This window comes from Nonomuraea sp. NPDC049624, from assembly GCF_040675255.1.
Taxonomy (GTDB): Bacteria; Actinomycetota; Actinomycetes; order Streptosporangiales; family Streptosporangiaceae; genus Nonomuraea.
In genome coordinates, this window is record NZ_JBFAOR010000004.1 from 481492 (window position 1) to 498431 (window position 16940).

At 72.3% G+C, this 16940-nt stretch carries 19 protein-coding genes; 11 read left to right on the top strand and 8 right to left on the bottom strand.

Annotation, left to right across the window (positions count from 1 at the left end; genetic code table 11):
• On the bottom strand, positions 1 to 924 hold the full coding sequence (locus AB0J76_RS18640) for a LysR substrate-binding domain-containing protein (RefSeq protein WP_352329927.1): 924 nt from the start codon (positions 922 to 924) through the stop codon (positions 1 to 3).
• A 116-nt stretch (positions 925 to 1040) separates the two neighbouring features.
• Here AB0J76_RS18640 and AB0J76_RS18645 point away from each other — a divergent pair, with 116 nt between their 5' ends.
• Both AB0J76_RS18645 and AB0J76_RS18650 read left to right on the top strand, forming a co-directional pair.
• On the top strand, positions 1041 to 1592 hold the full coding sequence (locus AB0J76_RS18645; RefSeq protein ID WP_352329929.1) for a peroxiredoxin: 552 nt from the start codon (positions 1041 to 1043) through the stop codon (positions 1590 to 1592).
• The gene (locus AB0J76_RS18650) at positions 1589 to 2125 is read left to right on the top strand and encodes a carboxymuconolactone decarboxylase family protein (protein WP_352329931.1); all 537 of its coding nucleotides are present in this window, start codon (positions 1589 to 1591) and stop codon (positions 2123 to 2125) included. The genes AB0J76_RS18645 and AB0J76_RS18650 overlap by 4 nt, the downstream gene beginning before the upstream one ends.
• Positions 2126 to 2265: 140 nt before the next feature.
• Here AB0J76_RS18650 and AB0J76_RS18655 read toward each other — a convergent pair whose 3' ends face one another.
• From AB0J76_RS18655 to AB0J76_RS18665, 3 genes are all read right to left on the bottom strand, one after another.
• On the bottom strand, positions 2266 to 3297 hold the full coding sequence (locus tag AB0J76_RS18655) for an FUSC family protein (protein ID WP_364389973.1): 1032 nt from the start codon (positions 3295 to 3297) through the stop codon (positions 2266 to 2268).
• An 88-nt stretch (positions 3298 to 3385) separates the two neighbouring features.
• Positions 3386 to 4066: a TMEM175 family protein gene (locus AB0J76_RS18660; protein WP_364389975.1), complete on the bottom strand. Its 681-nt coding sequence runs from the start codon at positions 4064 to 4066 to the stop codon at positions 3386 to 3388.
• A 59-nt stretch (positions 4067 to 4125) separates the two neighbouring features.
• A complete protein-coding gene (locus tag AB0J76_RS18665; RefSeq protein WP_352324088.1) occupies positions 4126 to 4794 on the bottom strand; it encodes an alpha/beta fold hydrolase in 669 nt (222 codons plus the stop codon).
• 180 nt (positions 4795 to 4974) lie between these two features.
• Between AB0J76_RS18665 and AB0J76_RS18670 the strand changes: the two genes are divergently transcribed.
• Positions 4975 to 6066, top strand: coding sequence for a ring-opening amidohydrolase (locus AB0J76_RS18670; RefSeq protein WP_352324089.1), 1092 nt, complete (start codon positions 4975 to 4977; stop codon positions 6064 to 6066).
• A gap of 53 nt (positions 6067 to 6119) precedes the next feature.
• On the opposite strand, the gene AB0J76_RS18675 is transcribed toward AB0J76_RS18670, so the two are convergent.
• The gene (locus AB0J76_RS18675; RefSeq protein ID WP_352324090.1) at positions 6120 to 6728 is read right to left on the bottom strand and encodes a nucleotidyltransferase family protein; all 609 of its coding nucleotides are present in this window, start codon (positions 6726 to 6728) and stop codon (positions 6120 to 6122) included.
• Between the two features lie 184 nt (positions 6729 to 6912).
• Here AB0J76_RS18675 and AB0J76_RS18680 point away from each other — a divergent pair, with 184 nt between their 5' ends.
• On the top strand, positions 6913 to 7452 hold the full coding sequence (locus AB0J76_RS18680; RefSeq protein ID WP_352324091.1) for an SseB family protein: 540 nt from the start codon (positions 6913 to 6915) through the stop codon (positions 7450 to 7452).
• Positions 7453 to 7732: 280 nt separating this feature from the next.
• On the opposite strand, the gene AB0J76_RS18685 is transcribed toward AB0J76_RS18680, so the two are convergent.
• Positions 7733 to 8113, bottom strand: a complete 381-nt coding sequence (locus AB0J76_RS18685; protein WP_352324092.1) for a hypothetical protein — start codon at positions 8111 to 8113, stop codon at positions 7733 to 7735.
• A 23-nt stretch (positions 8114 to 8136) separates the two neighbouring features.
• A complete protein-coding gene (locus AB0J76_RS18690) occupies positions 8137 to 8520 on the bottom strand; it encodes a hypothetical protein (protein WP_352324093.1) in 384 nt (127 codons plus the stop codon).
• Between the two features lie 266 nt (positions 8521 to 8786).
• On the opposite strand from AB0J76_RS18690, the gene AB0J76_RS18695 reads away from it, so the two are divergent.
• The 6 genes from AB0J76_RS18695 to AB0J76_RS18720 are packed head-to-tail and all read left to right on the top strand — an operon-like array spanning position 8787 to position 13378.
• Positions 8787 to 9368 (top strand): A24 family peptidase, encoded by a 582-nt coding sequence (locus tag AB0J76_RS18695; RefSeq protein WP_352324094.1) that lies wholly within the window; start codon positions 8787 to 8789, stop codon positions 9366 to 9368.
• 43 nt (positions 9369 to 9411) lie between these two features.
• Positions 9412 to 10593, top strand: a complete 1182-nt coding sequence (aroC, locus tag AB0J76_RS18700) for a chorismate synthase (RefSeq protein ID WP_352324095.1) — start codon at positions 9412 to 9414, stop codon at positions 10591 to 10593.
• A gap of 37 nt (positions 10594 to 10630) precedes the next feature.
• Positions 10631 to 11131 (top strand): shikimate kinase, encoded by a 501-nt coding sequence (locus AB0J76_RS18705; RefSeq protein WP_352324096.1) that lies wholly within the window; start codon positions 10631 to 10633, stop codon positions 11129 to 11131.
• Complete coding sequence (gene aroB / locus AB0J76_RS18710; RefSeq protein ID WP_352324097.1) at positions 11128 to 12198, top strand: 3-dehydroquinate synthase; 1071 nt, start codon at positions 11128 to 11130, stop codon at positions 12196 to 12198. The genes AB0J76_RS18705 and aroB overlap by 4 nt, the downstream gene beginning before the upstream one ends.
• Positions 12195 to 12629, top strand: a complete 435-nt coding sequence (gene aroQ / locus AB0J76_RS18715) for a type II 3-dehydroquinate dehydratase (protein ID WP_352324098.1) — start codon at positions 12195 to 12197, stop codon at positions 12627 to 12629. Before aroB ends, aroQ begins: the two co-directional genes overlap by 4 nt.
• Positions 12626 to 13378 carry an SGNH/GDSL hydrolase family protein gene (locus AB0J76_RS18720; RefSeq protein ID WP_352324099.1) on the top strand — a complete coding sequence of 251 codons (753 nt, stop codon included), beginning with the start codon at positions 12626 to 12628 and terminating at the stop codon, positions 13376 to 13378. The genes aroQ and AB0J76_RS18720 overlap by 4 nt, the downstream gene beginning before the upstream one ends.
• A gap of 140 nt (positions 13379 to 13518) precedes the next feature.
• Here the strand turns inward: AB0J76_RS18720 and AB0J76_RS18725 are convergent, their stop codons facing one another.
• Entirely contained in the window at positions 13519 to 15492 is a 1974-nt protein-coding gene (locus AB0J76_RS18725) for an ATP-dependent DNA helicase (protein ID WP_352324100.1), read from the bottom strand.
• Positions 15493 to 15863: 371 nt separating this feature from the next.
• On the opposite strand from AB0J76_RS18725, the gene AB0J76_RS18730 reads away from it, so the two are divergent.
• Positions 15864 to 16925, top strand: coding sequence for a hypothetical protein (locus AB0J76_RS18730; RefSeq protein WP_352324101.1), 1062 nt, complete (start codon positions 15864 to 15866; stop codon positions 16923 to 16925).
• Positions 16926 to 16940 lie beyond the last annotated feature (15 nt).

Consider the following 16940-nt stretch of genomic DNA (forward strand, 5'->3'; position numbering starts at 1 on the left):
TCACGAGATGAGCTTGACCGGGAGGCGGCGTTGGCGGATGGCGGTGCGGACGGCCTTGGCGAGCTGGTCGTACTCGGCCACGCGGGCCGAGGAGGCGCGGTAGGCCAGGCCGATCGTACGGCCGGGGGCGGGGGCGGCGAAGCGGCGCAGCGCCAGGCGTACCCGCTTGCCGGTCTCCACCGGCACGGCCGACTCCGGCAGCAGCGTCACGCCCAGGCCGCCCGCCACGAGCTGCACCAGCGTCGGCAGGCTGGTCGCGTACGTGGTCGCGGTGGCCCGCGCGCCCACCTCGCGGCACACGTCGATGGCCTGTTCGCGCAGGCAGTGGCCCTGGTTGAGGAGGACGATGTCCAGGCCCTTGAGCACGTCGCGGTCGAGCGGCGCGGGGTCGGCGGCCAGGGGGTGGTCGTGGGGGAGGGCCAGCAGGAAGTCCTCGTCGTAGAGCGGCGTCTCCACCAGGCCGCCCACGTCCGTCGGCAGGGCGAGCAGGACCAGGTCGAGCCGGCCTTCGCGGACCTCCTCCAGGATGGTCTCCGTCTTGGCCTCGTGGACGGTCAGCTTGAGCTGCGGGAAGCGCTGGGCGAACATGGGCAGCAGCGCGGGCAGCACGTACGGCGCCACGGTGGGGATCACGCCGAGGTGGGCCGGGCCGCTGAAGGGCTCGCGGTTCTGGGCGGCCTCGCCCATCAGGTCCTCCACGGCGGCCAGCACCCGCCAGGCGTGCTCGGCCACGCGCTCGCCGGCGGAGGTGAGCAGCACCTTCCGGGTGGTCCGCTCGAGCAGCTGTGTGTCCAATATCTCCTCCAATGAGGCGATATTTCCGGACAGGGTAGGTTGGCTCATCTTCAGTGCCGTCGCCGCCTCCCTGAAGTGGAGATGCTCGGCCACGGCCAGGAAAGAACGCAGCTGAGCGAGGGTGGGCATGGGCTCACTGATAGGAATCACCTCTCAGATTGGTCCAACTACTCGATTTCTCGAATCAATATTAGGTGCGGCAACGTAGGTGCCCTGACCCGCACTTCCTCCGAAGGAGTAGGAACTTGCTCACCGTCGGTGACCGCTTCCCCGAGTACGAACTCACGGCCTGTGTCGACCTCGACCCCGACAAGGCGTTCGCTGAGATCAACCACAAGACCTACGAGGGCAAGTGGCGCGTGGTGTTCTTCTGGCCGAAGGACTTCACGTTCGTCTGCCCGACCGAGATCGCCGAGTTCGGCCGTCTCAACGGCGAGTTCGCCGACCGCGACGCCCAGGTGCTCGGCGTGTCGGTCGACTCCGAGTTCGTGCACCACGCCTGGCGCAAGAACCACGAGGACCTGCGCGACCTGCCCTTCCCGATGCTGAGCGACATCAAGCGCGAGCTGTCGCAGGCCTGCGGCGTGCTCGGCCAGGACGGCGTCGCCCAGCGCGCCACGTTCATCGTCGACCAGAACAACGAGATCCAGTTCTCGATGGTGACCGCCGGTTCCGTGGGCCGCAACGTCAAGGAGGTCCTGCGGGTCCTCGACGCCCTGCAGTCCGACGAGCTGTGCCCGTGCAACTGGAACAAGGGCGAGGCCGGCCTCGACGCCCAGAAGCTGCTGGCCCAGTGAGCGTCGACACCCTGAAGTCGCTCCTGCCCGACTACGCCAAGGACACCAGGCTCAACCTGGGCTCGGTCACGACCACCTCGTCGCTGACCGACCAGCAGCTCTGGGGCACCGTCCTGGCGTGCGCCCTGGCCACCAGGTCGGCGCGGGTCATCGCCGAGCTCTCGCAGGACGCCGCCGACCACCTGTCGGCCGAGGCGTTCACCGCCGCCAAGGCGGCCGCGTCGATCATGGCGATGAACAACGTCTACTACCGCGCCACCCACCTGATCGGCGACGAGACGTACGCGACGCTGCCGGCCAGGCTCCGGATGACCGTGATCGGCAACCCGGGCGTGGACAAGACGGACTTCGAGCTGTGGTGCCTGGCGGTCTCCGCGATCAACGGCTGCGGCCGCTGCCTGGAGTCGCACGAGCAGGTGCTGCGGGGCGCGGGGATGCCGCGTGAGCAGGTCCAGGAGGCGCTGCGGGTGGCCGCCGTGATCAACGCCACCGCCGCGACCCTGGAGGCCGAGGCCGCGCTCCAGACGGTCTGACCTCCCCGCGGAATCGCGGACCACGTAGTCGCGGAACCACGTAGTCGCGGAACCGCGCAATCGCGGAACCGCGAAGGCGGGCGCCCGTACGGGCGCCCGCCTTCGACGTGCGCGGGCGGTAGCTCCGGTGGCTCTGGTGCCTAGCTGCTGTGGGGCTCGTCGAGCGGGGTGAGCGCCTGGCTGGCCTGCTCGTGCTCCAGGCCCGTCGCCTGCAACAGGTCCACCGCGATCGACCGCAGCTGCGCGATGATGACGTGCGCCGAGAAGCCCAGCCGCTCGGGCCGTTCCCGGCCGGCCACCGCCAGCAGCGCCTGCCGCGCCAGCAGGGGATCGCGTCCGGCGGCCAGCTCCAGCTGCAGCAGCAGCGCCGCCTCCGAGACCTCCCGCATCGCCTCGGCCAGCGCCGTGGGCGGCGGGCTCGCCTCGCCCAGCGCCGCCAGCGTGCGACGGACCATCACCCGGGCGTTGCGCAGGGCCAGGTCGACGGGGACGGCGGCGGTCTCGTACCGGGCCAGGGCGGCCCGGCGATGCCAGTGCAGCGGCGAGATCATGGTGATCTCCTTGCTGGTCTCCAGCGCCATCGCGAACTCCTCGACGGCGGCCTGCGTCGTCCGCGCCTCCTCCAGCGCCTCGGCGGCCAGGTCGACGTCCCGCTTCTCGATCGCCTCCGCCGCCTGCTCCAGGACGGTGGACAGCGCGTCCAGCACCCCCGACAGGTGTTTGGCCGCGATCGTGAACGGGCTGGCGGGCATCAGCGCGACCGCCGCGACGCCGATGACGCCCCCGGTGAGGGCGTCGGCCATGCGGTCGAGGCCGCCGGCGTTCTCGCCGGGCAGCAGCGTGGCCACCAGCACCGCCGACGAGCCCGCCTGCGCGACGAACAGCGCCCCGCCGTTGAGCAGCAGCGCGACGGCCATGGCCAGCCCGACGACCAGCGCGAGCTGCCAGGGGCCCGAGCCGATCCAGGACACCAGCAGGTCGCCCACGCCGACGCCGAGGCTCACGCCGACCACCAGCTCGGCGACGCGCCGCAGCCGCTGGCCGAGCCCCACGCCGACGCAGATCAGCACGGAGATCGGCGCGAAGAACGGCCGGGCGTGCCCGAGCAGGTCGACGGCGACGATCCAGGCCAGCGCCGCGCCCACCGCGCACTGCACGATCGAGGGCGCCATGAGACCGAACGTGCCCAGTCGTTCCCTTACGTGATCGCTGAGCCTCGTTCGCACCTTTTCACCTTGGCGGATCTTTGTGACATTGAGGTCACGTTTGCCCCGTGACATCCGGCTGAACCGCGCCGGCGGCGAGCCGCCTGCGGACGAGCACGATGACCGCGACCACGACCGGCGTGGCCATCCACAGGTACGTGGACTGCTCGCCGACGCCGAAGGCCAGGACGGCGCTGACCGCCCAGAGCACGCCGCAGCCCCAGTAGACCCAGGCCGAGGTGGCCATCCGCCGCCTGCTCGCGTGGGTGTTGAGCAGCCCCTGCGACAGGGCGAGCGTGAACAGCGCGCCCTGGCAGAACATCAGGATCGCCTCCGTCCCCGCGAACAGGGCCAGCGCCAGCCCCTTGGACGCCTGCACGTCGACGTCGGCCGCCGACATCTCGCTCCACAGGTTCATCGTGTACGGCAGGAACGCCGAGCACAGCAGCAGCGGCACGTGCAGCAGCAGGACCGGCTGGGAGACCCGGTGGAGCTGGTCGAAGAGCGTGTGGTGGGCCCGCCAGCTGAACCACAACATCAGGAAGGCCAGTACGAACGCCGCGAACGAGCCCTGGTGATGGCTCAGGAAGCCCGCGAGGTCACGGAAGTCGTCGTCCGCCGGACGGGGGATCTCCAGGACGAGCAGCGTGATCGCGATCGCGAAGACCGCGTCGCTGAACATCCCGACCCGCTCCGGGGTCATGCCGGGACGGGGGGCCGGTGAGGGGCTGGACACAGCGGGTCTCCGTCAATCGTGGGGGGATGACCAGCATAGAGGTCCGGACCTGCCCGAGCTCACCTGTCCAGGAACGCGTCCACGGCGGCCAGGAAGGCGGCGCGTTCGGTGACATGGATGAGGTGCCCGGCCTCGATGGTGACCAGTTCGGCGCCGGGGATCAGGCGGGCCAGCCCGGGGGCGTCGAACGGGCTCAGCCGTCCGCCCGACAACACCAGCGTGGGCGCCGTGATCTTCCCCAGTTCGGCGGCCAGCGCCGGGTCGGGATCGACGATGTACGGCTCGGTCTGGTGCATCATCCGCCAGTCGAAGCCGGTGGAATCGTCCTCCACGAGCGGCTGCCGTCCCTTGATCGGGTACGGCGCGGTGACGTCCTCCAGCACCAGCCGTTCGACCCGCTCGGGGTGGCGCATGGCCAGGTGGTAGGAGACCATGCCGCCGAGCGAGTGCCCGACCAGCCGGACGCGGTCGAGCCCCAGGTGGTCGAGGAGCGCTACGACATCCTCGGCCATCGTGCCCACCGCGTACTCGCCCGGACGGTCGCTGGCCCCGTGGCCGCGCAGGTCGGGGGCGAAAACGTGGTGACGGGCGGCGAAGTGCCGGATGACGCCGTTCCAGTCGTTGTGGTTCGCGGTCCTGCCGTGGACGAGGACCAGCGGCGGAGCGGCGGGATCGCCCTCCTCGCGGTAGACGAGCTTGATGCCGTTGACGTGTGCTTCGCGAATCACATCCGGGAACACTACCTTCGCTCCTTTTGTGCGCTTCAAGGTTCCGCCGAGAGCTTGACCGGCCAGCGCACGTTGACATCGCCGCGGCCGTTCATGGGCAGACATTGCCCATGAACCCCGCCGGGCCGCTCGGCTAGCGTCGCGACGGTGGGGAAGCCGGTACTGGAGAAGGGGCAACGCATGCCGGACCCGATTGAAGTGCGAAAGGTGCCGATCGAGAGCGTGACCGACGCCTCCGGGCTGTCCCGGCTCATCGCGGACGGGGTGATCGAGGCGCGCCGGGTGCTCGCGGTGATCGGCAAGACCGAGGGCAACGGCGGCGTCAACGACTACACGCGCATCCTGGCCGACCGGGCCTTCCGCGAGGTCCTGGCCGAGCACGGCCACCCGTCCCCCGAGAGCGTGCCGCTGGTGTGGTCGGGCGGCACCGACGGCGTCCTCAGCCCGCACGCCACCGTCTTCGCCACCACGGCGGACGCGCCGATGAGCGACGAGCCGCGCCTGTCGGTGGGCGTGGCGATGAGCGAGGTGATCCTGCCCGAGGACATCGGCCGTCCGGCGATGGTGGAGAAGGTGGCCGCCGGGGTGCGGGAGGCCATGAAGATCGCCGGCATCGACGACCCGCGCGACGTGCACTACGTCCAGACCAAGACGCCGCTGCTCACGCTGGCCACGATCACCGAGGCCAGGAGCCGCGGCCAGGACACCGCCATCGAGGAGACCGGTCCGTCGATGGACCTGTCCAACTCCACCACCGCGCTCGGCATCGCCGTCGCGCTCGGCGAGATCGACATGCCCCGGGCCGACCAGATCCACAAGGACCTGTCGCTGTACTCCTCGGTGGCGTCGTGCTCGTCGGGGGTGGAGCTGGACCGGGCGCAGATCGTGCTGGTGGGGAACGTGCGCGGCGTCGGCGGGCGCTACCGCATCGGGCACAGCGTCATGAAGGACGCGCTCGACGCCGACGGCATCTGGGCGGCCATCAGGGACGCCGGGCTGCCGCTGCCGGACCGCCCGCACCCCTCCGACCTCGGCGGGCGGCTGGTCAACGTGTTCATGAAGTGCGAGGCCGACCCGTCGGGACGGGTGCGCGGGCGGCGCAACATCATGCTGGACGACTCCGACGTGCACTGGCACCGGCAGATCAAGGCGGCCGTCGGCGGGGTGGCGGCCTCGGTCACCGGCGACCCCGCGGTGTTCGTCTCGGTGGCCGCCGTGCACCAGGGGCCGTCGGGCGGCGGCCCGGTCGCGGCCATCGCCGACCTCGGCTGACCGGCCGGGCGTTGCTGACCGACCGGGCATCGGCTGACCGATCGGCCCCACGGCTAACCGGCCGGCCCCGGCCTGCACCAGGGGAGCACGGTCAGCTCGGGCCAGGCTTCGGCGCAGCGCGCCGCCTTGGCCTCGTAGACCTCGCGCGGCGCCTGCCGGGGGTTGGGACGCAGCACGAGGTTGAAGGCGTCGGCCACGCCGTAGGGGGCGTAGATCCGCCACGCCCCCGACGGGGTGAGCCGGACGCCGATCGCGCTCGTGGTGCTGGGGAAGGAGTCGATCGCGGCCTCGGAGCTGTCGTAGGGCGGGCACGGCACGCCGAAGCGGCGCTCGTACCACAGATGGACGCGGGCCTCGTTGCGGATCTCCACCGGCACGTCGCCGAACAGCTCCCGTCCGGCCCTGATCGCGCGGTCCTCCGCCTCCCACGACAGGTCGGACGGATCGTGATAGATCAGGTCATAGTCTTTGACGCCGTAGCCCGGCGGACGGCCCGTCACGTGGTTCCAGATCGCCTGGACGACCGCGCCCGCCGCCAGCCACCAGCCGGGCAGGCCGAGCCTGACAGCTCCGCCGAGCACCCGCACCAGCACCGGGTCGGTCTCCAGCACGGCCCGCACGGCCGCAGTCTGCTCGTCGAGGGGGAGCCGAGAGATCCGCACCGCACCTGTCTAGCAGCCCACCCCGACAGAACACCGCCGGAACCCCGACGACCACCGCAGGAACGCTGACGAGCACCGCCGGAACACCGACGAGCCCGTTGGAACGCCGGGGAGCACCGCCGGAACGCCTCCAGTGCGGCTCCAGGGACGGGGGCGGTGAGGCCCGCGGGTAGTCTCGTTCGTTGTGCCGACCATCCCACAGCCACTCGACCCCGACGACGACGGCAGCGCCGCCCCCGCCGTGGCCGCCGCCCTGGCCGCCTACGAGGCGGGCGCGTGCGGCCCCGCCGACGTGCTGGCCGCGCTGAGCGGCGCGCGGCTGCTGGTGCCGGTGGTCGCCCTGCTGACCGAGTCCGAGGTCGGTGAGCACGGGCTGCGCCAGGAGAAGGAGAGCGAGATGGCGCTGCCCAAGCTCGTCGGCCAGGACGGCAGACACGCGGTGCTTGCCTTCACCGGCACCGACGCGCTGACCAGATGGCGCAAGGACGCCCGCCCGATCCAGACCGGCACGCTCCAGGTCTGCCGGGCGGCCGTTCACGAGGAGGCCGCGGCGGTCGTGGTCGACGTGGCCGGGCCGGTGCAGTTCGTGATCGAGGGCGAGGTGCTGAGGGCGCTGGCCGCGGTCGAGTCCGGCACCGTGGACCAGCTCGGCGGCGTCACCGTCGCCAGGATGGAGCCCGCCCCGCCGCCCCGCCGCCGCTGGTTCTCCCGCCGAAACGGCTGAACACCGCGTCCCCGGCGGAACCGGCTGGGCACCGCGTCTCCGGCGGAACGGCTTAACACCGCGTTCCCGATGGAAACGGCTGAACACCGCTTTTCTCCCGCGCCGGACCCCCGCCCCCCGCGGAAGCGGCTGAACGCCGCTTCTCGCGCAGCCGGACGCTCTCGCGTGAGCCTGACGCGCCGACGCCCCCGACCGGTGCCGGTCACCGGCCGGGGGCGTTCGCCGGACGTCCTCAGAAGCGGACGTCCCCAAGAACGGACGTCCCCAAGAGCGGACGTCGTCAGGAGACGGTCAGGTAGAACCCGGTGTCGGCCGCCACGCCGTCGGCGAGCTGGCTGTAGACCGCGACCGCCCGGTAGTGGCCGCCGCAGATCGCCGCCCCGCGCTGCACCGACAGCGAGCGCGGGTAGGTGGACCGGCCCGTCGGCGTCACGTGGATCGCCAGGTCGCCGTCGTAGTCGACGTCGTCGCTGAGGATCACGCAGTACGTCCCGCGGAACATGCGCCTGACCTCCTCGACGTTCTTGCTCGCGGTCACCGCGCCGTCCGCCCGGACGGTGGCCGAGGCCTGGGCGTACGGAGTGTCCGCGTACGCCGCCGCGGGCGTCAGAACGGCCGCCGCGACGAGCGCGACGCCGGCGGCGCGCCGGATGATGTTCATAGGGGTACTCCCTCGGTTCGCGGTCAGGAGATGGTCAGGTCGAAGCCGCCGTCGGCGAGCCGGCCGCTGCTGGTGTCGTAGACGCCGACGGTGATGGTGTTGGACTCGTGGCAGGTCGCCGACGAGTTCCGGTAGGCGATGAACGGGAGGCGGCGGGGCGCCCGCGGGGTGATCTGGATCACCGCGGTGGACGTGGTGACGTGCCTGTCGACCATCACGCAGTAGCGGCCGGTCGAGGCCCGCCACGTCTTGAGGATGTTCTTGCCGTTGTTCAGCTCGCCGTCCGCGTCGACGATCGCCGCGGCCCGCGCGTAAGGGGCCTGCAGGTCGGCGTACGCGGCGGGGCCGGTCATGATGAGGCTTGCGGCGCTCAGCGCGAGGCCGCCGGCCAGGATGCCACGGAACATGGGTCTTCCTCTCGGTCACTCTTCCGGGGGGCCACGACAGAAAGTAGGTTCCTGACCACCCCGCAAGCCGCGTGCCACCCCGGCCGAGACGATCAAAGTTCCTTGGGGGATCGCCCCCGAACCCATGACCGCCGGCGTGCGTCGCGGGCGTCCGTCCGGGGCGCGAGGGCCCGCCGGGACGCGGGTTCGCTCTTGGCGCACGCCATACCCGGGCCGCCCGCCGCGATCCCGGGACGGCCGCCGGGCCGCCGCATTAGGGTCTGCTCGTGGTCGCACTGATGGCGCTGCTCGGTCTGGTCGCCGGCCCCCGGGTCAGGGCGCTGGCCGACGCCTACGACGACCTCGCGTCCCCGCCGTCCTGGCCGCCCGGCGTGGAACTGCTGACCGCCGCCGTGACGGCGCTGACCGCCTGGCTCGCCGGGCCGCCGTACGCCGGTCTCGCGCTGGCCGGCACGGCGCTGGCGGTCATCGACTGGCGCACCACCCTGCTGCCCGACGCGATCACGCTGCCCGCGTACCCGATCATCGCACTGACCCTGCTCCCCACCGGGGAGCTGCCGCGCGCGCTGCTCGGCGCGGCGGCCCTGGCGGCCGTCTACGGCCTGTTGTGGTTCGCCAGGCCGGCCGCGATGGGCCTCGGCGACGTCAAGCTGGCCGGGCTCATCGGCATGGCGGCGGCGGCGATGGGCTGGCAGACGTGGGTGGCCGCGGCGTTCGCCGGGCAGGTGCTCGGCGCGCTGTACGCGGTCGCCCTGCTGCTCACGGGGCGGGGCGACCGGCACACCCAGTTCCCCTTCGGGCCGTTCATGCTGCTCGGTGCTTTCGTGGCGCTCTGTCTCGGCTGGTGAACGACGGACATCCCACCCGGCCGCACGTGGAAGACTTGGAGTCATGTTGCGCTGGTTGACGGCCGGAGAGTCCCACGGCCCCGAACTCGTTGCCATCCTCGAAGGACTGCCCGCCGGGGTCGAGGTGACCACGGCCGCGATCGACGAGGCCCTGCGCCGCCGCAGGCTCGGCTACGGCCGCGGCGCGCGGATGAAGTTCGAGCAGGACCAGGTGACGATCGTCGGCGGCGTGCGCCACGGCCGCACCATGGGCAGCCCGGTCGCCGTCCGCGTCGGCAACACCGAGTGGCCCAAGTGGGAGAAGGTCATGTCGGCCGACCCGGTCGACCCGGCCGAGCTGGAGGGCCTGGCCCGCAACGCGCCGCGGTCCCGTCCCCGCCCCGGCCACGCCGACCTGGCCGGCATGCAGAAGTACGGCTTCGACGACGCCCGCCAGGTGCTCGACCGGGCCAGCGCCCGCGAGACCGCGGCCCGCGTCGCGCTCGGCGAGGTCGCCAGGCGCTTCCTGAAGCAGGCGCTCGGCGTCGACATCGTCAGCCACGTCACCTCCATCGGCGGCGCGCAGACCCCGACCGACGTGCTGCCCGGCCCCGGCGACCTGGCCAGGATCGACGAAGACCCGGTCCGCTGCTCCGACCCCGAGGGCAGCGCCGCCATGGTCGCCGTGATCGACCAGGCGCATAAGGAGGGCGACACGCTCGGCGGCGTCGTCGAGGTGCTCGCCTACGGTCTGCCGCCCGGCCTGGGCAGTTACACCCACTGGGACCGCAGGCTCGACTCCCGGCTCGCCGCGGCCCTCATGGGCATCCAGGCGATCAAGGGCGTCGCGGTCGGCGACGGCTTCGAGACCGCCCGCCGGCCCGGCTCGCGCGCCCACGACGAGATCGAGTACACCGCCGAGAACGGCGTCAAGCGCGTCACCAACCGCGCGGGCGGCGTCGAGGGCGGCATGACCAACGGCGAGGTCCTGCGGGTCAGCGCCGCCATGAAGCCCATCTCCACCGTGCCGAGGGCCCTGGCCACGATCGACGTCAAGACCGGCGAGGCGGCCAAGGCCCACCACGAGCGCTCCGACGTGTGCGCGGTCCCGGCCGCGGGCATCGTGGCCGAGGCCATGGTCGCGCTGGTGCTGGCCGACGCGGCCCTGGAGAAGTTCGGCGGCGACTCGGTGGAGGAGGTCGCCCGCAACCTGTCCGGCTACCTCTCCTCGATGGTGATCAAGTGACGGCCGCGCGGAGCGAACGAGAAGGGGTGAGCGACCAGTGACCAGAGCCGTGCTCATCGGCCCGCCCGGATCGGGCAAGACCACGATCGGGCGGCTGCTGGCCGAGCGGCTCGGCGTCGCCTTCCGCGACACCGACGCCGACGTCGAGGAGGTGGCCGGCAAGCCGGTCTCCGACATCTTCGTCGAGGACGGCGAGGCCCGCTTCCGCGAGCTGGAGCACCAGGCCGTGCGCCGTGCCCTGGCCGAGCACGACGGCGTCCTGTCGCTCGGCGGCGGCGCCGTGCTCAACGAGGAGACCCAGGCCCTGCTCGCCGGTCACCACGTCGTCTACCTGCAGGTGGGCCTGGCCGACGCGGTCCAGCGGGTCGGGCTCGGCTCGGCCAGGCCGCTGCTCGTGCTCAACCCGCGCAGCCAGCTCAAGAAGCTGATGGAGGAGCGGCGGCCGGTCTACGAGCGCCTGGCCGTGGTCACGCTCGCCACCGACAAGCGCGACCCCGGCGAGCTCGCCGACGAGATCCTGGAGGGCCTGCCGGCATGACCGCGACGCGGATCCCCGTATCCGGCGACAGCCCCTACGACGTCGTGGTGGGCAGCGGCGTGCAGGCCGAGCTGCCGGGCCTGCTGCGGCCGGGCGTGCGCACGGTCGCCGTCGTCCGCCCGCAGGGCCTGCCCGAGCTGTCCCGCCCGGTCCTCGCGGCGCTGGCCGAGGCCGGCTACGAGGTGGCCGACCTGCCCGTCCCCGACGGCGAGGCGTGCAAGACGCCCGAGGTGGCCGCCGGCCTGTGGTCCGCGCTCGGCCGCCACGGCCTGACCCGCTCCGACGCCGTCGTGGGCGTGGGCGGCGGCGCGACGACCGACCTGGCCGGGTTCGTGGCCGGCACCTGGCTGCGCGGCGTGCAGGTCGTGCTCGTGCCGACGACGCTGCTGGCCATGGTCGACGCCGCCGTCGGCGGCAAGAACGGCATCGACACGCCCGAGGGCAAGAACCTGGTGGGCACGTTCCTGCCGCCCGCCGGGGTGCTCTGCGACCTGGCGGTGCTGCCCGGCATGCCGAAGGCCGACTACGTGGCGGGGCTCGCCGAGATCATCAAGGGCGGCTTCATCGCCGACCCGCAGATCCTCACGCTGGTCGAGTCCGACCCCGAGGGGGCCACCAGGCCCGACGGCCCCCACACCCGCGAGCTGATCGAGCGCAAGATCCGCGTCAAGGCCGGCGTCGTGGGCGCCGACCTGCGCGAACAGGGCCTGCGCGAGATCCTCAACTACGGCCACACGCTCGCCCACGCCATCGAGCGCGACGAGCACTACACGATCCGCCACGGCGAGGCGGTCGCCATCGGCATGGTCTACGCCGCCGAGCTGTCCCGGTTGTCCGGCCGCGCCGACCTGACCGCCCGCACCCGCGCGATCCTCACCTCCGTGGGCCTGCCGGTCTCCTACCACGCCGGCGCCTGGCCGCGGCTGCGCGACCACATGCGGCTGGACAAGAAGAACCGGGGGGCCAAGCAGCGCTTCGTCGTCCTCGACGACCTGGCCAGGCCCGGGCGCCTCGAAGACCCCGCCGAAGAGCTGCTGGAAGCCGCCTACAAGGAGATCGCACGATGATCCTCGTGCTCAACGGCCCCAACCTGGGCCGGCTCGGCACCCGAGAGCCCGACGTCTACGGGGCCGAGACGCTGGAGGACCTCGCCGAGCTGTGCCGCGAGACCGGCCGCAAGCTCGGCGAGCAGGTCGAGGTGCGCCAGACCGACGACGAGGCCGAGCTGATCGGCTGGCTGCACGAGGCCGCCGACGGCCGCATCCCGGTTGTGCTCAACCCGGCCGCCTTCACCCACTACTCCTACGCCGTGCGCGACGCCATCGCCCAGCGCACCGCCCCGCTCGTCGAGGTGCACATCAGCAACCCCGCGGCGAGGGAAGAGTTTCGCCACACCTCGGTCGTCGCCGGGGTGGCGACGGGCACGATCGCCGGATTCGGACTACAGTCCTACGTCCTGGCGCTACACGCTATCGCGGAGATGAACAGCAGCTCATGAGGCAATACAAGTCCTTCGTCGCACTCGGGGACAGTTTCACCGAAGGACTGAACGATCCAGGCCCCGACGGGCACTACCGCGGCTGGGCCGACCGGGTCGCCGAACGGCTCGCCGCCGACGACCCGGCGTTCCGCTACGCCAACCTGGCCGTCCGCGGCAAGCTGCTCGACCAGATCATCACCGAGCAGGTGCCGCGGGCCATCGAGATGGGCCCCGACCTGGTCAGCTTCTGCGCGGGCGGCAACGACCTGCTGCGGCCGGGCAGCGACCCCGACGTGATGGCCAAGCGCCTGGCCCGCGCGGTGCGCGACCTGCGGGCCGGCGGTGCGGACGTGCTGCTGTTCACCGGCGTCGATCCGCGCGACACACCGCTCATGCGGCGGCTGCGCGGTCGTTTCGCCATCTTCTACCTGCACATCCGCTCCATCGCCGACCTCTACGGCTGCCGGCTGGTCGACCAGTGGTCGATGCAGGGGCTGCGCGACTGGCGGGCCTGGAGCGCCGACCGCCTGCACATGAACGAGGACGGCCACCGGCTGGTGGCGGCCCGCGTGCTCGACGTGCTCGGGGTGCCGTTCGACGACTGGCGCAAGGAGTGGCCGGAGCGGCTGGTCGACCCGCGGGCGCGGCGCCGCGAGGACGCCCAGTGGATCCGCGAGCACCTGGTGCCGTGGATGTCCCGCCGCCTGCGCGGCACCTCCTCCGGCGACGGCCTCACCCCGAAGCGCCCCGACCTCACCCCGTTCTAGCCGCCCTCGCAGGACCGGTCAGGCCGCCCGCCGTACGGGGCCGGTGGCCTTCCAGAAGACGCCCGCTGACCCTGCACCGGCGGGCCGCCGTCACGCGAGCCCGCCCTGCCCGACTCCGTGGCCTCGCGGGCCCGCGACGGTCAGGACTCGGCGGACAGGCGCTTGAGCGCGGCGCGGGGGACGGCCGGGTCCGTGGTACGCCAGAACGGCGGCAACGACCCCATCAGGAAACCGCTGTACCGGGCGGTGGCCAGGCGCGGGTCGAGGACCGCGATGACGCCCTTGTCGTCCTGGGCGCGCAGCAACCGGCCGGCGCCCTGGGCCAGCAGCAGGGCGGCGTGGTTGGCCGCCACCGCCATGAACCCGTTGCCGCCGCGCGCCGCGACGTGCCGCTGCCGGGCCGAGGTGAGCGGATCGTCGGGACGCGGGAACGGCACCCGGTCGATGATGACCAGCCGCAGCGACGGCCCGGGGACGTCGACCCCCTGCCACAGCGACAACGTGCCGAACAGGCAGGTCGGCTCGTCCTCGGCGAACTGCTTGACCAGCAGCATGGTCGAGTCGTCGCCCTGGCACAGCAGCGGCACGTCGAGCCGCTCGCGCAGCGCCTCCGTGGCGGCCTTGGCGGCGCGCATCGAGGAGAACAGGCCCAGCGTGCGGCCGCCGGCCGCCTCGATGAGCTCGGTGATCTCGTCGAGATACTGCTGCGGCAGCCCGTCGCGGCCCGGCTGGGGGAGGTGTTTGGCGACGTAGAGGATGCCGGCGCGCGGGTGGTCGAACGGCGAGCCGACGTCGATGCCCTGCCAGCGCTTGCTGTCGCCCAGCCCCCACTGCGCGGCCAGCCCGTCGAACGTGCCGCCGAGCGCGAGCGTGGCGGAGGTGAGCACCACCGTGCGCTCGCCGAACAGCCGGTCGCGCAGCATGCCGCTCACGCTCAGCGGCGCGACCCGCAACATGGGCGGACGTCGGTCGGTGGCGCCGTCGAGCCAGACCACCTCGGCGCGGTCGGCCTCGGAGGCGTGGCCGTAGGCGTCGAGCATGCGGACGGCGGTGTCGTGCACCTCGTCGAGCGCGGTGAAGGCGGCCTTGCGCTGGCCGGCCTTGTCGGGGTCGTCCTTGTCGGCGTTGCGCGGGCCCATGGCGGTGATGCAGCGCCAGGCCGTGTCGCGGATGAGCTGCAACGTGAGGCCGAGCACCTGCGGCAGCTCGTCGATGCGGCCGGGCGGCGCGGCGGCCAGCAGCGCCTTGAGGTCTTCGCCCGCCTCCATGAGCTGGTCGGCGAGCGGCTGTTCGATCAGCCGGCCGACGCGGCGCACGGCCAGCATCACCGACGCCTCCGACAACTCGGCGGTGACCACCGAGGTGACCCGGTCGACCAGCTCGTGGGCCTCGTCGACGACCACGACCTCGTGCTCGGGCAGCACCGGCAGGTCGCCCATGGCGTCGATGGCCAGCAGCGCGTGGTTGGTCACCACGACGTCGACCTCGCCCGCGCGCGCCCTGGCCAGCTCGGCGAAGCACTCGGCGCCGCTCGGGCAGCGGGTGGCGCCCAGGCACTCCTGCGCGCTCACCGAGAACTGCCGCCAGGCCTGCTCGCTGACGCCGGGCACCAGCTCGTCGCGGTCGCCCGTCTCGGTCTCGTCGGCCCACTCCTGGATGCGCTGGACCATGCGGCCGGTCGCGCTCACCTCGCGCGGGTCGAAGAGCTGGTCCTGCTCGTCCTCCTCGGGCCAGCCCGCCGTCGCCTTGTAGCGGCACAGGTAGTTGCGCCGGCCCTTGAGTATGGCGAACGTCGGCTCGTGCGGCAGCTCCTTGCCCAGCGCCTCGGCCAGCCGGGGCAGGTCGCGGTCGACGAGCTGGCGCTGCAGCGCGATGGTGGCCGTGGAGATCACGACGGGGGTATCGCTGTCCATGGCGTGCCGGATCGAGGGCACCAGGTACGCCAGCGACTTGCCGGTGCCCGTGCCCGCCTGGACGGCCAGGTGCTCCTCGTCGTCGATGGCCTTCTGGACGGCCTTGACCATGGTGATCTGGCCCTGCCGTTCGCTCCCTCCGAGAGCGCCGACCGCGATGCTGAGCAGTTCGTCCACTGACGGGAGATGGGAGTCCGGCACGGTCGTCAACGGTACCCGCAATCCCGGGCCGACGCGCCGGGACGCCCTGTGTCCGGTCATGCGCATCCCGGCGTTCGCGGGCTCCGCGCGGGACTCGCATGGCACACTGTCGAGCGGAACTTCAACTGGTCAGGAAGAGCTTGCAGGTGTGATCGATGGGGTTCACGGTCTCGATGGTGAGAGCGGTTAGGTAGGGTTTTCCGGGGTTGAGTGGACGAATAAAGGCTGGTTAAAGCAGTATGTCTGCCATGTCGGAAGTTGTCCCGTTGCCGTCGTTCGGCGAAGTCTTCTTCGATGCACGAGGTCAGGAGCGGTGCCTCCGGGTCACGTGGCATGAGGGCACACTCGTCCTCAGCCTGTGGCGAGGGGAGATGTGCACAGCGAGCTTCCGCATGCCGATGGAGGACGTCGGCAGGCTGCTCGACACGCTCGACGACGGCTACGCCGAGGCCACGGGCGAGCAGCCCGCGGTGCCCGCGGCCGACCCGGGCACCGAGGTCATGCCGGGCACCGGGACGTACCATCGGCCGCCCCAGCACGCCCAGCAGCCTCCGCCGCCCGCGCTCGACGAGCGGCCCACCGCGTCGCTGTCGCCCAACGACGTGCTGGTCGCGCGCGGCCCGGCGCCGCAGGACAAACTGGTGGCCTCCTACAGCGAGACCACCGGCCCCCGGGAGACGCCGTCGTACGGCGAGCGCACCCCCTTCACCGGCCCCCAGTACGTCGAGCAGCCCGCCGCCCAGTACCCAGGCGACCCGCACAGCGGCCCCCACTACACCGGCGACCCGTTCAGCGGCCCGCAGTACACGGGCGATCCGCTGAGCGGCCCGCAGTACACGGGCGACGCCTTCAGCGGCCCGCAGTACACCGGCGACCCGCTGAGCGGCCCGCAGTACACGGGCGACCCCTTCACCGGCCCCCAGTACGTCGACAGCGGCGAGCCCGTCTACCAGCTGCCCGCCGGCCAGCGCCGCCCGGCGCCGCTGAGCACCGACCCGCTCGGGTTCCCCTCGCAGGCAGCCGACCCCTTCCCGCCGGCCCAGCAGTACTCCTCCGACTCCTACGGCTCCTACCAGCAGCCCCCGTCCCAGCCTCAGCCCCCGTCCCAGCCCCCGTCTCAGGCGCAGCCGCAGAGCACGGCGGGGCTCGGCACTCCCATGCACGGCATCCCCGGCGCCGGCCGCAGGCGCAACCCCGCGCCCGCCCCGGACTCCTACCGCGCGGCCGACACCTACCAGGGCTACCAGCAGCCCGCGCAGCCCAACCCGGTCGACCCGCTGCTGGCGCTCGGCCGCCAGGAGTACCCGCCGCAGTCGTCCGACCCGAACATGGGCCGTCCCTACGTGACGGACCCCCTGTTCTCGACCGGCGAACGTCTGCGCCCCGACCAGCAGCAGGACTACGGCGACGGGCACGACCGCCGGGAGTGGTGACACCCTCCTCCCGCC

Excerpts from the sequence above, each read along its gene's own strand:
- aroC (WP_352324095.1), top strand. The coding sequence starts at position 9,412 with ATGTTGCGCTGGTTGACGGCCGGAGAGTCCCACGGCCCCGAACTCGTT.
- AB0J76_RS18655 (WP_364389973.1), bottom strand. The coding sequence starts at position 3,297 with ATGGCGCCCTCGATCGTGCAGTGCGCGGTGGGCGCGGCGCTGGCCTGG.
- aroB (WP_352324097.1), top strand. The coding sequence starts at position 11,128 with ATGACCGCGACGCGGATCCCCGTATCCGGCGACAGCCCCTACGACGTC.
- aroQ (WP_352324098.1), top strand. The coding sequence starts at position 12,195 with ATGATCCTCGTGCTCAACGGCCCCAACCTGGGCCGGCTCGGCACCCGA.
- AB0J76_RS18730 (WP_352324101.1), top strand. The coding sequence starts at position 15,864 with ATGTGCACAGCGAGCTTCCGCATGCCGATGGAGGACGTCGGCAGGCTG.
- AB0J76_RS18670 (WP_352324089.1), top strand. The coding sequence starts at position 4,975 with ATGCCGGACCCGATTGAAGTGCGAAAGGTGCCGATCGAGAGCGTGACC.
- AB0J76_RS18720 (WP_352324099.1), top strand. The coding sequence starts at position 12,626 with ATGAGGCAATACAAGTCCTTCGTCGCACTCGGGGACAGTTTCACCGAA.
- AB0J76_RS18690 (WP_352324093.1), bottom strand. The coding sequence starts at position 8,520 with ATGTTCCGTGGCATCCTGGCCGGCGGCCTCGCGCTGAGCGCCGCAAGC.
- AB0J76_RS18685 (WP_352324092.1), bottom strand. The coding sequence starts at position 8,113 with ATGAACATCATCCGGCGCGCCGCCGGCGTCGCGCTCGTCGCGGCGGCC.
- AB0J76_RS18640 (WP_352329927.1), bottom strand. The coding sequence starts at position 924 with ATGCCCACCCTCGCTCAGCTGCGTTCTTTCCTGGCCGTGGCCGAGCAT.